This is a genomic window from Stenotrophomonas sp. 01N47 (genome assembly GCF_056399165.1).
Map to the genome: position 1 here is coordinate 108,035 of NZ_JBFTQU010000004.1, position 14,836 is coordinate 122,870.

Sequence of the window (14,836 nt, forward strand, 5' to 3'; positions counted from 1 at the left end):
GGCGGGGCGCTTCCTTCCCTTTCCATCCGACCCGGAGGTTGCCGTCCGATGACTCCCCGACTCCGCACGCATGCCATTGGCCTGTTCGCCCTGACCCTGCCGCTGGTGGCCTGTGCCCAACCGGCGGCGCCTGCCGCTCAGCCGCAGGCCGCCGCCGCCTCGGCGGCGCCACGCGCACCGGCGCAGCCGTTGGTCAGCGGTCTGCCTGACTTCACCAACCTGGTTGAGCAGGTCGGCCCCGGTGTGGTCAACGTCGACACCACCATTGTCCGCAGCAACCGCCAGGCGCGGGGCGGCATGGGCCCGGGCGATGACGAGATGCCCGAGTTCTTCCGCCGCTTCTTCGGCCCGGATTTCCCGATGCCCGGCCAGGGGCCCGGCGGGCAGGACGGCGGCCCCAGCATCAAGGGCCGGGGCATGGGCTCGGGCTTCATCATTTCGCCTGACGGCTACGTGCTGACCAATTACCACGTGGTCGCCGACGCCAGCGAAGTGAAGGTCAAGCTCGGCGATCGTCGCGAGTTCACAGCCAAGGTGGTCGGCAGCGACCAGCAGTACGACGTCGCCCTGCTGAAGATCGACGGCAAGAACCTGCCGACCGTGCGCGTGGGTGATTCCAACAGCCTGAAGCCCGGTCAGTGGGTTGTCGCGATCGGCTCACCGTTCGGCCTCGACCACTCGGTTACCGCTGGCGTGGTCAGTGCCCTCGGCCGCAACACCGGTGGACCGGACCAGCGCTACGTGCCGTTCATCCAGACCGACGTGGCGATCAACCAGGGCAATTCCGGCGGCCCGCTGCTGAACACCCGTGGTGAGGTGGTCGGCATCAACTCGCAGATCTTCTCGGCTTCGGGTGGCTACATGGGCATCAGCTTCGCGATCCCGATCGACCTGGCGATGAGCGCGGTCGAGCAGATCAAGAAGACCGGCAAGGTCACTCGTGGCCAACTCGGCGCGGTGGTCCAGGAAATCGACGGCCTGAAGGCACAGGCGATGGGCCTGCCCGACAGCCGCGGCGCGCTGGTCAACCAGATCGTGCCGGACAGTGCCGCGGCCAAGGCCGGGGTCAAGATCGGTGACGTGATCCGCACGGTTAACGGTGCGCCGGTCAACAGCTGGTCCGATCTGCCGCCGCTGATCGGGGCAATGGCGCCGGGCAGCCGCATCACCCTGGGCGTGATCCGCGATGGCAAGCCACGTGACCTGAGCGCGACCCTGACCGCTCTGACCGAGGATACGCAGGGCAATGCCCGCAGCCCGTCCGCAGGCAATGACACCGCAGCTCCGCAGACCGGCGCCAATGCCCTGCTGGGGTTGGACGTTGCCGACCTGACTGCGCCGCAACGCAAGCAGCTGGGCCTGGAGGCGGGCGAGGGTGTCCGTATCACCGCCGTGAAGGGCGAGGGCGCCCGTGATGCCGGCCTGTCCGGGGGCATGGTGATCCTGCAGGTGGCCAGTACCCCGGTCGGCAGCGTTGAAGCCCTGAACCGCGCGCTGTCCGGCTATAAGAAGGGCGATGTGGTCATGCTGCTGGTCCGTACCGGCAGCGGCAACAGCGCCTTCGTCGCGGTCAAGGCCGGCCCGTAACAACCGATGGCCGCCTTCACGGCGGCCCTCGTGGTGTCCCCGAAGCCCCGCCCTGGCGGGGCTTCGGCCATTCCGGGGCCGTGCCGGCAGGCCAACCACGCGGCGGCCCTCCGGGCATGCGATAATCGACCGTTACCCTGACGACGCCGCGCGCCGCCGCCACCTCTCTATGTCCTCTGATTCGATGCGGAACATCCGCAACTTCTCCATCATCGCCCACGTCGACCACGGCAAGTCCACGCTGGCCGACCGCATCATCCAGCTCTGTGGCGGCCTCCAGGCCCGCGAGATGGAAGCGCAGGTGCTCGACTCCAACCCGATCGAGCGCGAACGTGGCATCACCATCAAGGCGCAGTCGGTGTCGCTGCCGTACGTGGCGAAGGACGGCCAGACCTACCACCTGAACTTCATCGACACCCCGGGCCACGTCGACTTCTCCTATGAAGTCAGCCGCTCGCTGGCCGCCTGCGAGGGCGCGCTGCTGGTGGTCGATGCGGCCCAGGGCGTGGAAGCGCAGTCCGTCGCCAACTGCTACACGGCCGTTGAGCAGGGGCTGGAAGTGGTGCCGGTGATCAACAAGATCGACCTGCCCACCGCCGATATCGAGCGCGCCAAGGCCGAGATCGAGGCCGTGATCGGCATCGATGCCAGCGACGCCGTGCCGGTCAGCGCCAAGACCGGCCTGAACGTGGTCGACGTGCTGGAAGCGATCGTGCATCGCATTCCGCCGCCGGTGCCGCGCGATACCGACAAGCTGCAGGCGCTGATCATCGACTCGTGGTTCGACAACTACCTGGGCGTGGTCTCGCTGGTGCGCGTGATGCAGGGCGAGATCAAGGCCGGTGACAAGCTGCAGGTGATGTCCACCGGCCGCAACCACCAGGTCGACAACGTCGGCGTGTTCACCCCGAAGCGCAAGGTGCTGCCGGCACTGCGCGCGGGCGAAGTGGGCTGGGTCACCGCCAGCATCAAGGACGTGCACGGCGCTCCCGTCGGCGACACCCTGACCCTGGCCGGCGATCCGGCACCGAAACCTCTGCCCGGCTTCCAGGAAATGCAGCCGCGCGTGTTCGCCGGCCTGTTCCCGGTCGATGCCGAGGACTACCCGGACCTGCGCGAAGCGCTGGACAAGCTGCGCCTGAACGATGCCGCGCTACGCTTCGAGCCGGAAAGCTCCGAAGCGATGGGCTTCGGTTTCCGTTGCGGCTTCCTCGGCATGCTGCACATGGAAATCGTGCAGGAGCGCCTGGAGCGCGAATACAACCTGGACCTGATCAGCACCGCGCCGACGGTGGTGTATGAAGTCCTGAAGACCGATGGCACGATCATCAACATGGACAACCCGGCCAAGCTGCCGCCGGTGAACCATGTGCAGGAGATCCGCGAGCCGATCATCCGCGCCAACGTGCTCACTCCCGAGGAGTACATCGGCAACATCATCAAGCTGTGCGAAGAAAAGCGCGGCAGCCAGATCGGCATCAACTACCTGGGCAGCCAGGTGCAGATCAGCTACGAGCTGCCGATGGCCGAAGTGGTACTGGATTTCTTCGACAAGCTGAAGTCGGTCAGCCGTGGCTATGCCTCGCTGGACTACCACTTCGTGCGCTTCGATGCCGGTCCGTTCGTGCGCGTGGACGTTCTGATCAACGGCGACAAGGTCGATGCGCTGTCGCTGATCGTGCATCGCAGCCATGCCGATCGTCGTGGTCGCGAGCTGTGCGAAAAGATGAAGGACCTGATCCCGCGCCAGCAGTTCGACGTGGCCATCCAGGCCGCCGTCGGCTCGCAGATCATCTCGCGCACCACGGTCAAGGCCATGCGCAAGAACGTTCTGGCCAAGTGCTATGGTGGCGACGTTTCGCGCAAGAAGAAGCTTCTGGAAAAGCAGAAGGAAGGCAAGAAGCGCATGAAGCAGGTCGGCCGCGTGGAAATTCCGCAGGAAGCCTTCCTGGCCGTGCTGCAGATGGACAACAAATAAGCCCCGAAACCGGCCTTCGGGCCGATCGTCCGGTGACGTTGCAAAGGACCCTGAATGAAACTGTTTGAGATCCTCCTGGTCGTGCTGACCCTGGCCTCCGGCCTGATCCTGCTGGCCGACAAGCTGTACTTGGCCAAGCGTCGCGCCCAGCGCGCCGGCCTGCTCGACACCGAGCCGGTGCTGGTGGACTACTCGCGTGCGTTCTTCCCGGTGCTGGCGATCGTGCTGATCGTGCGCAGTTTCATCGCCGAGCCGTACAAGATCCCGTCCAGCTCGATGATGCCGAACCTGCTGATCGGCGATTTCATCCTGGTCAACAAATTCTCCTATGGCCTGCGCCTGCCGATCACCAATACCCGCTTCGTGCCGGTCGGCGATCCGGCCCGTGGTGACGTGGTGGTGTTCCACTTCCCCGGCCATGGCGACAACGACCCGGCCAAAGGCGAGAACTTCATCAAGCGCGTGATCGGCGTGCCGGGTGACACCGTCGTGTTCGAAGGCGACGGGGTGATCCTCAACGGCGAACCGCTGAAGTACGACAACAAGGGCATCTACGCCGGCCACAAGGGCCAGGGCGAGGGCGCCAACCTGCTGGTCGAGCACCTGCCGGGCCGTACCCACACCGTGCTGGAGACCGATTATCCGCGTGGCCAGGGCCAGTGGACCGTGCCGGCGGGCAAGTACCTGGTGATGGGCGACAATCGCGACAACAGCGACGACGGCCGTTTCTGGGGCCTGCTGCCGGAAGAGAACCTGCGCGGCAAGGCATTCCTGATCTGGCTGAACTGCCAGGGCTGGTTCTGCAAGGACGGCTTCGAACCGTCGCGGATCGGCTCGAGCATCAACTGACTTCACATCCACTCGCGTATCTGGGGAGAACGCAATGAAGACGATGAACACGCAGCGCGGCATGACCCTGACCTCGTTCCTGACGGTCCTGATCGTGGTTGGCTTCTTCCTCTACATCGGCATGAAGCTGTTCCCGATGTACCAGGAGTATTACGCGGTGCGCTCGGCGATGAAGAGCCTGGCCAAGGAGCCCGGCATCGGCAGCATGGCGCCGGCCAACATCCAGGATCTGTTCTTCAAGCGGCTGTACATCAACTACTCGGACAACGTGAAGCCGGCCAACGTCAAGTTTGATCGCCGCGACAATGGCTGGACCCTCAAGGTCAACTACGAAGTGCGCCGCCAACTGGTCGGCAACCTGGATGTGGTTGGCAAATTCGATTCTTCCCAGGACCTGACCCGTAGCGGTGCCGAATAAATCTTTCCAACGTGAAGACCTGATCGGTCACGCCTTCCGCGATCCAGACCTGCTCAAGCAGGCGCTGACCCATCGCAGTGCCGGCGCGCCGCATAACGAGCGGCTGGAGTTCCTTGGCGACAGCATCGTCAACATGATGGTCGCCGAGGCGTTGTACCTGCGCTGGCCCAAGGCGGACGAAGGCGCGATGACCCGCGCCCGCGCCGAGCTGGTGCGCGAGGGTGCGCTGGCAGTGATCGCGCGTGCCCTGCAGCTGGGTGACCGGCTGACGATGGGGCCTGGCGAAATGAAGTCCGGCGGCCATCGCCGCGACTCGACCCTGGCCGATGCATTCGAGGCTGTGGTCGCAGCGATCTACCTGGATGTGGGTTTTGAAGCCTGCCGGGCGCTGGTCCTGCCCTGGTTTGCCGCCTCGATGGAGGCGCTGCCGGCCACCGGGCGACCGGAGAAGGACCCCAAGACCCGCCTGCAGGAATGGCTGCAGGGCCGACAGAAGGCGTTGCCACAGTACGAACTGGTGTCAGAATCCGGTGACGACCACGCCAAACACTTCCGGGTACGCTGCAACGTAGCCGACCCCGCCGCCAGCACCGAGGGCGAAGGCTCCTCGCGGCGGATTGCCGAACAACAAGCGGCTGCGGCCGTCCTTGAACAACTGGATTCCAAGTGAGCGAACAAACTCCCCATCATTGCGGCAGCGTGGCCGTCATCGGCCGCCCCAACGTGGGCAAATCGACCCTGACCAATGCCTTGGTCGGGGCCAAGGTCAGCATCGTGTCCAACCGGCCGCAGACCACCCGTCACCGCCTGCTGGGCATCGCCACCTACCCGGAAGGGCAGCTGGTGCTGGTCGACACGCCCGGCCTGCACAAGGTGCAGAAGCGGGCGATGAACCGGGTCATGAACCGCGCTGCCCGCGGCTCGCTGGAAGGCGTCGACGCCGGCCTGCTGGTGATCGAAGCCGGTCGCTGGGACGAAGAGGACAGCCTGGCCTTCAACGTGCTGCGCGACGCCGGTATCCCGGTGGTGCTGGTGGTCAACAAGATCGACCGCATGAAGGACAAGGGCGCACTGCTGCCGTTCCTGCAGGAAGTGACCGCCGGCCGTGATTTCTCGTCGGTGCATCCGATTTCGGCGCAGAAGCGCAACGGCCTGGAAGCCCTGGTCCGTGACGTGCTAGCGCTGTTGCCGGAAGCCCCGCCGATGTTCGGCGAAGACGAGATCACCGACCGCAGCCAGCGCTTCCTGGCCGGCGAACTGGTGCGTGAACAGCTGATGCGCCAGTTGGGCGAAGAGCTGCCGTACGCCACCACGGTGGAGATCGAGCGCTTCACCGAGGACGGCAACCTGCTGCGCATCGGTGCGGTGATCTGGGTCGAGCGCGAAGGCCAGAAGGCGATCGTGATCGGCAAGGGCGGCACCCGCCTGAAGGAGATCGGGGCCAAGTCCCGCCTGCAGATGGAGCGTCTGTTCGGGGCCAAGGTGTTCCTGGAAACCTGGGTGCGCGTGCGTGAGGGCTGGTCCGATGACGAGGCCGCGCTGAAGGCCTTCGGCTACGAATAAGCCGCGACGGTCGCTTCGATGCTGATCGAGGACGACACCGGCTTCGTGCTGCATGCGCGGGCCTACCGCGAGACCAGCTTGCTGGTAGAGGTATTGAGCGCCGAGCATGGCCGTATCGGCCTGCTCGCGCGTGGAGTTTCCACGGCCAAGGGCCAGGTGCTGCGAGCGGCCCTGCAGCCCCTGCAGTGGATCCGCTTCAGCGCGTTGCAGCGTGGCGAACTGGCCCAGCTGCGCGGTGCTGAAGCGCTGGATGTGGCGCCGCGCCTGCTCGGCCAGGCCATGCTGGCCGGGTTCTATCTCAGTGAACTGACCCTGCGGCTGGCACCGCGCCAGGATCCGTTGCCGGAGTTGTACCTGGCCTTTGGTGAGGCGCGTGCGCGCCTGGCCGTGGGGGCAGGACTGGCCTGGACCCTGCGCCGTTTCGAACGCGAGCTGCTGGCGGCGCTGGGCGTGGGCTTCGATCTGGAAACGGCCAGCGATGGCCAGCCGATCGACCCGGCCGCCCGCTATGAACTGGACCCGCAGGAAGGGCCGCAGCGCCTGCTCAGCGAGCGTGGCGGCGAGCGTCGCGCGGCGGCTACGGGCTCGGCGCTGTTGGCGCTGGCAGCCGACGACGAACCCGACGCAGCCGATCTGGCCAGCTTGCGCCTGCCGATGCGGCGGGTGCTGGCCCATCACCTGGGCGCGCGCGGGTTGAAGTCGTGGGAGATGCTGGAGCAGCTGACACCCCGGCGGTGAGGGGTCTTCGGCAGGGCTTGCAGCCCTGCACCTGCCGAATCAACGTCAACGTCAACGTCAACGGCAAAAGCTGGCTATCCGTGGGTAGGCGGGGTGGGTCCGGTTTCGGGGGACGCCGTAAACCCATCCCTGGGGGCTTGGCCGCGGCATCCATGCCGCGGACACCCCCGCAACCGGACCCACCCCGCCTTCGACAGATCTCCGCAATCTGTCGGGATGGCATGGCCTGCTCTTGGTAGGTGTCGACCTTGGTCGACACGTAGATCCACGCCATGCGTGGATGCTCTTCGTTCAAGTGTCGAAATATTCGATTTCGATGGAGATTCATCCACGCATGGCGTGGATCTACCAGGTCGCGGAAATCTGTCAGAGGCGGGGCGGTGTCGGAGTGCGGGGTGTCAGCCGCATGGATGCGGCTGCCAAGCCCCCATGGACGGGTTCACGGCGTCCCCGCACTCCGACACCGCCCCGCCATCCCACGGGATGCCCGCTTTTGACGTTGAATTTGACGTTAGCTTCGGCGGGTGCAGGGCGCAGCCCTGCCGACCAACCCTCAGTGCAGCAGCGCAGCCACCGCCGCGCGGAACCCCGCCTGTGCCTGCCCCGATTCGGGCGTGTGATGCAGCTGCCGTACCGCACGTGCCAGTCGCGCTGCACCCACGAACCCGCAGCTGGCCTGCAACCGGTGCAGCTGGCTGCGCAGCTGGCGCTCGTCATGCTGGTCCACCGCCTGTTCGACCGCATCGCGCACGCCCGGCAGTTCGGCCAGGAACAGCTCGCGCAGGGCGATCAGGTGGTTGCGCTGGCCATTGAGCGCGGCCAGGGCGGCGGTTTCGTCCCAGTCCTCCAGGGCCAGCTCGACCGCCGCCGGCGGCACCGTGGAACCGGCGGGGCTGTTGACCAGCGCGCGACGGACCGCCTTCAGCAGTTGGTCACGGCCCAGCGGTTTGACCAGGGTGTCGCTGAAACCGGCCTCTCGCAGGCGTGCGTGAATGGCAGCATCGCCGTCGGCGGTATGCGCCAGCGCCGGGGTGTCCGGGTGCGAGCGGCGCAGCTGGTGCAACAGCTGGGCACCGTTGCCATCAGGCAGGTTGACGTCGATCAGCCACAGATCGTGGGCACCGGGCTCGGCGCGCGCCAGGGCGCTGGCCAGTGAGTCGGCGGTGTCCACATCCGCTGGTAACGTTTCCAACGCCGCTTTGAAAAAACCACGGCTGATGATGTCGTCCTCGACAAGCAGGAAGCGGGGTCGACTGGCCCGCGGGGTCATCTGCATCAGGGCTGCCTCCATGTCAGCTGGGGTCAATCATCAAGCACGGCGGCGGCGGGCGCAAGCGGCCAGCGGCCCCGCTGGTCAGGATCTGCGACAATACGCCCCCACTTTTGCCCGCAGCCTGTTGCCACGTGGCCCGATCCCGCTCCCGTATCGACCGTACTCCCTTCCAGACCGAGATCCTCGACCTCAGCCATGATGGTCGCGGAGTTGCCCGCCGTGAAGGCGAGGGCGGCAAGGTCACCTTCATCAGCGGCGCCCTGCCGGGCGAAGTGGTGATGGCCGAACAGACCGCCCGCAGCCGCCACTTCGATGAGGCGCGCACGGTGGAAGTGCTGCAGGCCTCGCCGCAGCGGGTGACCCCCAAGTGCCCGCACTTTGGCACCTGCGCCGGCTGCGTGCTGCAGCACCTGGACGAAGACCAGCAGATCGTCGCCAAGCAGCGCGTGCTGATGGACAACCTGGAGCGCATCGGCCATGTGAAGCCGGGCACCGTGCTGCCGCCGCTGGTGGGTGACAGCTGGGGCTACCGCCGCAAGGGCCGGTTCTCGGTGCGCCGGGTCGAGAAGAAGGACAAGACCCTGGTCGGCTTCCGCGAGCAGGACCCGCGCTTCGTCGCGGACCTGCAGCAGTGCCTGACCGTGATCCCGGAAATCGGCACCAAGGTGGAGGTGCTGTCGACCTTCATCGAATCCCTGGATGGCAAGCGCGACATCCCGCAGATCGAGTTCATCGCCGGTGACCAGGCCGTGGTGCTGACCGTGCGCCACCTGCAGCCGCTGAGTGATGCCGATCGGGCCGCCTGGGCGGCCTTTGGCCAACAGCACGGCTTTGTCATCTACCTGCAGTCGGGCGGCGTGGATACCGTGCAGCCGCTGGACGGGCAGGGCGTGGCGCTTTCGTTCCGGCTGGCGCCGTGGGATGTCGAACTGGCGTTCCGTCCGCTGGATTTCATCCAGGTCAATGCCAAGCTCAACGAGAAGATGATCGCCCACGCGCTGGACCTGCTTGAACCGGGTGCTGACGAGCGGGTGCTGGACCTGTTCTGTGGCCTGGGCAACTTCACCCTGCCGCTGGCGCGCAAGGTGCGCGAAGTGGTGGGCGTGGAAGGTGATGCCGGGCTGGTGGCGCGTGCGCGTGAGAACGCCGAGCGCAACGGGCTGGCCAACGCGCAGTTCTACAGCGCCGACCTCACCCAGGACCAGCGCAGCACGGCGTGGATGCGCCAAGGCTTTGACAAGCTGCTGCTGGATCCGCCGCGTTCGGGCGCCATCGAAGTGCTGCAGCAGCTGCCGTTGAAGCAGTTCAAGCGCATCGTCTATGTCAGCTGCCATCCGGGCTCGCTGGCCCGCGATGCCGGCTACCTGGTCAACGAACAGGGCTTCACCCTGGTCAGCGCCGGTGCGATGGACATGTTCCCGCATACCGCGCACGTGGAAAGCATCGCGGTGTTCGAAAAGCGCTGATGCCTGCAGCGCCGGGGGCTGCCCGGCGTGTGCCTTGCCGCTTGCAGGCAGGCAATGCGGTCAGTCGGCCGGGGCGTTCTGCCACTGGCCGTCCACGCGCAAGAAGGCCATGGACTGCTCGCCGTGCTCGCTGCTGTCGCCCGCGCGCACGGTGCATTCGATGGCGGCCCTGTCGCTGGCGACCTCGCAGTTCCTCACTTCCTGCACCTGCAGGGTGCTGGCGGCCTGTTCGAAGCGTGCGCGCAGGGCGGGGTCGGCCTGCTGCTGCGCTTGCCCGGCGATCCGTTCGCGCAACAGCGCCTGCACCCTTTCCCGGGGCGGCGCCGGTACGGGCACATTGCGCTGGTCAGGCAGGGTCCACACGCCGTCCACCAGCGCCAGCCGCAGCAGCTGCGGTCGCGATTTGATGCCTGCGCTGGCGGTGGCGATGCAATCGACGGCGTCGCCGGCCTCGGCGGGTGCACAGCTGTCCAGGGTTTGCAGACGGGGCCGGAAGGTCTCGGCAACCAGGCGGCTGCTGTCGCTGGCGGGGCGATCGGCAATGGCCTGATCAAACATCCCGTCCATTGCGGCCTGTGCCTGCTGCAGCGAAGGTACGACCGCCGATCCGGCGCTGGCAACGGCGCACGGCAGCAGCGCCGACAGGGCAAGACAGCGACGAAGGCGATGGGAAAGCATCATGAGCGACCATTCCGTGGTTGGGGGCCGCGCAGTGTAGTCGTGCCCGTCGCCGCGCCGATAGGCAGCGTCTGGCGTGAGCCGCATACTGTGCCCATGGGCATCGAAATCGAACGCAAATTCCTCGTCACCCATGATGGGTGGCGCACCGCCGCGCACCGGGTCATCCCGATGGCGCAGGGCTACATCAACGATCTGGGCGCGCTCGACCGCGGCACCCAGAACGCCTCGGTGCGGGTCCGCATCGAAGGCGACAAGGCCGCGCTGAACCTGAAGTCGCGCACCTTGGGCCATACCCGGCAGGAGTTCGACTACCCGATTCCGGTGCAGGATGCGCGCGACCTGCTGGCGCTGTGCGTCGGCGGCCTGATCGACAAGCGCCGGCATCTGGTCGAGTACGCCGGCCTGACCTGGGAAGTGGATGAGTTCCTCGGCGACAACGCCGGCCTGGTGGTCGCTGAAGTCGAGCTGGACAGCGCCGACCAGGCCATCGACCTGCCGGACTGGATCGGCGCCGAAGTGACCGACGACGCCCGCTACTACAACGTCGCTCTGGCCAGCCGCCCCTATTCACAGTGGTGAAACCATCCGTCCCCTTTTTTCGAGGGTGTCGGCCCCCATGTCGGGGGGATGAGAATCGACATCTACTCCGACGTGGTCTGCCCCTGGTGCTGGATCGGCAAGCATCGCTTCCAGCAGGGTGTGCAGTTGCTGGGCGCCGATGCGCCCGAACTTGAGATCCACTGGCAGCCGTTCCAGCTTGACCCGGATGCGGACGCCACCCCGGTGCCGCTGCGCGAGGCCTATGTGCGCAAGTTCGGCGGTGCCGAGCGCACCGAGCAGATTCTGGGCCAGACCCAGACCACTGCGCGGGCCGAGGGCCTGCCGATGGACTTCAGCCAGGGCCAGGTGCGGGTAACCACGCTGCCGGCGCATCGCCTGTTGTGGCTGGCTGGCCAGCACGGCGTGCAGGAGGCGGTCGGCGAGGCGCTGTTCCGCGCCCATTTCGAGCATGGACAGAATCTGGCCGACCCGGCGGTGCTGGTCGAGGCCGGCGCTGCGGGCGGTCTGGGCGCAGACGAGATCCAGCAGATGCTGGCCGGCGATCGTGGCCTGGCCGAGGTGGAAGCGGGCCTGGCACAGGCCCACGCACTGGGTATCTCCTCGGTGCCCACCTTCGTCATCGACGGCCGCTGGGCGGTTTCCGGAGCCCAGCCCCCGGAAGCCTTCGCCAACGCGCTGCGCCAGATCGCCGCCGAGCAGGCGGCGGGGCAGGGCGCGGAGGGTGCCCCGGAAGGCGGCGACGACGCCTGCGGCGCGGACGGCTGCAAGGTCTGACCGACCCGCGACAGGGGACGGATGGGATCAAGTCGCATCCGGCACTGAGGGGTCGATTGCGCCTTGATCCCTTCCGTCCCCTTTTTTGACCACTGCGCCTGTTGGCCGGTTCTGCGACAATGCGGCACTGCGCCATGCGGGCGCCCGTTGTGGAGATCGACCATGCTGCTGATCGGCGTTGCCGGTACTGAACTGACCGCCCAGGAACGCGAGTGGCTGCAGCACGATGCTGTGGCCGGGGTGGTGCTGTTCAAGCGCAACTTCGCTTCACGGCAGCAGGTGACCGAACTGTCCGCGGCGATCCGCGCCGCCGCACCGCGTCCGCAGTTGATCTGCGTGGACCAGGAAGGCGGTCGCGTGCAGCGCTTCCGCGAGGGCTTCAGCGAACTGCCGCCGCTGCAGGACATCGGTGCCCAGTTCGCCAGGGATCCGGACGCTGCGCTGGCATTGGCCGAGCAGCACGCCTGGCTGATGGCCAGTGAAGTCCGTGCCAGCGGCGTGGACCTGAGTTTCGCCCCGGTGGTCGATCTTGGTCGTGGCAATCGCGCCATCGGCAACCGTGCCTTCAGTGATGACCCGCAGGTCGTGGCCGCGTTCACCGCCGCCTACGTGCGCGGCATGCACGCGGTCGGCATGGCCGCCACCCTCAAGCATTTCCCCGGCCATGGCACCGTGCTGGAAGACACCCATGTGGATACCGCGATCGATCCGCGTGCGCTGGATGAACTGCGCGCACAGGATCTGGTCCCGTTCGCGGCCGGTATCGCCGCCGGCGCCGATGCGGTGATGATGGCGCACGTGATCTACCCGCAGGTCGCACCGGAACCCGCTGGTTACTCGCCGCGCTGGATCCAGCAGATCCTGCGTGGTGAGCTCGGCTTCCGCGGTGTGGTGTTCTCCGATGACATCGGCATGGCCGCCTCGCACAGCGCCGGTGGCGTGCCGGCTCGCGTGCACGCACACCTGGATGCCGGCTGCGATGTGGTGCTGGTCTGCCACCCGGAGCTGGTCGATGAAGCCCTGCACGCGGTGCAGGGACGCTCCCTCAATACCGCTGCGCTGCTGGGCCTGCTCGGCCGCGGCGCGCTTGGCTGGGATGGCCTGCTGGCCGATGCCCGCCATGGCGACACCCAATCCCGTCTGCTGCAAACCCTTGGAAGAACCGTCTGATGCCGAACCTCACCATTTCCCAGGCCCTGGCCCAAGCCGACCTGCTGGTCGACCGTCCCACCATCGACAAGGCCATTGCCGGCATCGCCGACGCCATTGCGCGCGACTACCAGGGCGAGGTGCCGCTGTTCCTGTCGATCATGCACGGTGCGCTGCCGTTCGCAGGCCAGCTGGCACTGGAGCTGGGCGCGCGTGGCCAGGACGTGCAGTTCGATTACCTGCACGCCACCCGCTACCGCGGTGAGACCACCGGCGGTGACCTGGTGTGGAAGCACAAGCCGGCCACGGCGCTGTTCGGCCGCCGCGTGCTGCTGGTCGATGACATCCTCGACGAGGGTTACACCCTGCAGGGTGTGCGCACCTGGTGCCTGGAGCAGGGCGCGACCGACGTGCGCATTGCTGCGATGACCGTGAAGAAGCACGATCGCGCGCTGCCGGACGTCACCGCCGACTACGCAGGCATCGAGCTGCCGGATCGCTACGTGTTCGGTTTCGGCATGGACGTCAACGAAACCCTGCGCTGCGTGCCGGCCATCTACGCGATGAAGGAATAACAACGCGGCCGCTTGCGGCCTGCGTTTCCTGCCGCCGGCATCCTCGGGTGCCGGCGTTCTTTTTTCTCTGGAGTGCTTTCCATGCAACAGATCGCCCTGGCCGTGATTGGCGGCACCGGTGTCTACAACCTGGCCAAGCTTGACGACGTGCAGACCCACGAAGTCTCGACCCGTTTCGGACAGCCGTCCGGCCCGGTGCGGGTCGGGACATTGCTCGGTCATCGCGTGGCCTTCCTTGCACGCCATGGTGAAGGCCATTCGCTGCCGCCGCACAAGATCAACTACCGGGCCAACCTGGCCGCGCTGCAGCAGATCGGCGCGCAGCGGGTGCTGGCGCTGAACACGGTGGGTGGCATCGGTGACGATTTCGGTCCGCGCGTGCTGGCCTGCCCGGATCAGGTAATCGATTACACCTGGGGCCGCATCAGCACGATCTGCGAAGAAGAGGGCACCGACGTGGTGCACGTCGACTTTGGCCATCCGTATACGCCGATGCTGCGCAGCAAGATCCTGGCGGCGGCGAAGGTGACCGGTGTGAAGGTCCACGATGGCGGCTGCTATGGCGCGACCCAGGGACCGCGGCTGGAAACCATCGCCGAGATCGCGCGCATGCGCCGCGATGGCTGCGATCTGGTCGGCATGACCGGCATGCCCGAAGCGGCGCTGGCGCGTGAGCTGGGGCTGGATTACGCCTGCCTGGCGATCGTTGCCAACTGGGCCGCTGGGTGCGGTGATGGTGAGGAGATCACCATGGCCGAAGTGCTCGCCAATGTGCAGGCCGCCAGCAACGGACTTCCGGAACTGGTCGGCGAATTGGCGCGGGGGTGATTGTCTTCGCGTAACAAGCTTTGCATACTCAGCTTGTGCGCGGGTTCAGCGTACACCACCCATTCATTGCATAAGGTCACGCATCACCATGCCGAACGGTACCGTCAAGTGGTTCAACGACGCCAAGGGATTTGGCTTCATCTCGCCGGAGGACGGCAGCGCCGACGTCTTCGCGCACTTCTCCGCGATCAACTCCAAGGGCTTCCGCAGTCTGCAGGAAGGCCAGAAGGTCACCTACGACGTGACCCAGGGCCCGAAGGGCGCCCAGGCCTCGAACATCGTTCCGGCCGAGTGATCCACTCGATAGTGCGTTGAAAACCCCGCTTCGGCGGGGTTTTTTTTTGCTGGCCGTGAAGATGCTCTTGCGGCGGGAGCGCCTGTCCTTGCGTGCGAATG

Annotated in this window: 16 protein-coding genes; 14 read left to right on the forward strand and 2 right to left on the reverse strand. The window is 66.5% G+C overall.

Translation table 11 applies throughout. The features are described 5' to 3' along the window. The first annotated feature begins 48 nt into the window (after positions 1–48). The 7 genes from AC1DKR_RS08615 (at position 49) to recO (ending at position 7,133) form a co-directional block, all read left to right on the forward strand. Positions 49–1,587, forward strand: coding sequence for a DegQ family serine endoprotease (locus AC1DKR_RS08615; RefSeq protein ID WP_478032292.1), 1,539 nt, complete (start codon positions 49–51; stop codon positions 1,585–1,587). 184 nt (positions 1,588–1,771) lie between these two features. Further along, positions 1,772–3,565, forward strand: a complete 1,794-nt coding sequence (lepA, locus tag AC1DKR_RS08620; protein ID WP_032977135.1) for a translation elongation factor 4 — start codon at positions 1,772–1,774, stop codon at positions 3,563–3,565. Between the two features lie 54 nt (positions 3,566–3,619). Further along, positions 3,620–4,414 carry a signal peptidase I gene (gene lepB, locus AC1DKR_RS08625; RefSeq protein WP_025877111.1) on the forward strand — a complete coding sequence of 265 codons (795 nt, stop codon included), beginning with the start codon at positions 3,620–3,622 and terminating at the stop codon, positions 4,412–4,414. A gap of 34 nt (positions 4,415–4,448) precedes the next feature. Then, on the forward strand, positions 4,449–4,832 hold the full coding sequence (locus tag AC1DKR_RS08630; protein ID WP_089236423.1) for a DUF4845 domain-containing protein: 384 nt from the start codon (positions 4,449–4,451) through the stop codon (positions 4,830–4,832). Then, complete coding sequence (rnc, locus tag AC1DKR_RS08635) at positions 4,822–5,502, forward strand: ribonuclease III (protein ID WP_312787113.1); 681 nt, start codon at positions 4,822–4,824, stop codon at positions 5,500–5,502. The genes AC1DKR_RS08630 and rnc overlap by 11 nt, the downstream gene beginning before the upstream one ends. After that, positions 5,499–6,395, forward strand: a complete 897-nt coding sequence (gene era, locus AC1DKR_RS08640; protein WP_025877117.1) for a GTPase Era — start codon at positions 5,499–5,501, stop codon at positions 6,393–6,395. The genes rnc and era overlap by 4 nt, the downstream gene beginning before the upstream one ends. Before the next feature lie 18 nt (positions 6,396–6,413). Beyond that, positions 6,414–7,133: a DNA repair protein RecO gene (recO, locus tag AC1DKR_RS08645; protein WP_315828674.1), complete on the forward strand. Its 720-nt coding sequence runs from the start codon at positions 6,414–6,416 to the stop codon at positions 7,131–7,133. A gap of 553 nt (positions 7,134–7,686) precedes the next feature. On the opposite strand, the gene AC1DKR_RS08650 is transcribed toward recO, so the two are convergent. Continuing rightward, the gene (locus AC1DKR_RS08650; RefSeq protein WP_025879186.1) at positions 7,687–8,409 is read right to left on the reverse strand and encodes an Hpt domain-containing response regulator; all 723 of its coding nucleotides are present in this window, start codon (positions 8,407–8,409) and stop codon (positions 7,687–7,689) included. A 128-nt stretch (positions 8,410–8,537) separates the two neighbouring features. Here AC1DKR_RS08650 and rlmD point away from each other — a divergent pair, with 128 nt between their 5' ends. Continuing rightward, positions 8,538–9,872 (forward strand): 23S rRNA (uracil(1939)-C(5))-methyltransferase RlmD, encoded by a 1,335-nt coding sequence (rlmD, locus tag AC1DKR_RS08655; protein ID WP_025879185.1) that lies wholly within the window; start codon positions 8,538–8,540, stop codon positions 9,870–9,872. Positions 9,873–9,932: 60 nt separating this feature from the next. Here rlmD and AC1DKR_RS08660 read toward each other — a convergent pair whose 3' ends face one another. Continuing rightward, a complete protein-coding gene (locus AC1DKR_RS08660) occupies positions 9,933–10,685 on the reverse strand; it encodes a hypothetical protein (RefSeq protein ID WP_478032302.1) in 753 nt (250 codons plus the stop codon). Here AC1DKR_RS08660 and AC1DKR_RS08665 point away from each other — a divergent pair. From AC1DKR_RS08665 to cspE, 6 genes are all read left to right on the forward strand, one after another. Further along, positions 10,647–11,132 (forward strand): CYTH domain-containing protein, encoded by a 486-nt coding sequence (locus AC1DKR_RS08665; protein ID WP_088101523.1) that lies wholly within the window; start codon positions 10,647–10,649, stop codon positions 11,130–11,132. The two genes, AC1DKR_RS08660 and AC1DKR_RS08665, sit on opposite strands and share 39 nt — an antisense overlap. 48 nt (positions 11,133–11,180) lie before the next feature. Beyond that, complete coding sequence (locus AC1DKR_RS08670; RefSeq protein ID WP_223496118.1) at positions 11,181–11,888, forward strand: DsbA family oxidoreductase; 708 nt, start codon at positions 11,181–11,183, stop codon at positions 11,886–11,888. Positions 11,889–12,050: 162 nt separating this feature from the next. Further along, positions 12,051–13,058, forward strand: coding sequence for a beta-N-acetylhexosaminidase (nagZ, locus tag AC1DKR_RS08675; protein WP_312787015.1), 1,008 nt, complete (start codon positions 12,051–12,053; stop codon positions 13,056–13,058). After that, a complete protein-coding gene (locus AC1DKR_RS08680; protein WP_025879180.1) occupies positions 13,058–13,612 on the forward strand; it encodes a hypoxanthine-guanine phosphoribosyltransferase in 555 nt (184 codons plus the stop codon). Before nagZ ends, AC1DKR_RS08680 begins: the two co-directional genes overlap by 1 nt. A gap of 81 nt (positions 13,613–13,693) precedes the next feature. Then, positions 13,694–14,440, forward strand: coding sequence for an S-methyl-5'-thioinosine phosphorylase (locus tag AC1DKR_RS08685; protein WP_099818943.1), 747 nt, complete (start codon positions 13,694–13,696; stop codon positions 14,438–14,440). An 88-nt stretch (positions 14,441–14,528) separates the two neighbouring features. Beyond that, complete coding sequence (gene cspE / locus AC1DKR_RS08690; RefSeq protein WP_019183439.1) at positions 14,529–14,735, forward strand: transcription antiterminator/RNA stability regulator CspE; 207 nt, start codon at positions 14,529–14,531, stop codon at positions 14,733–14,735. Positions 14,736–14,836 lie beyond the last annotated feature (101 nt).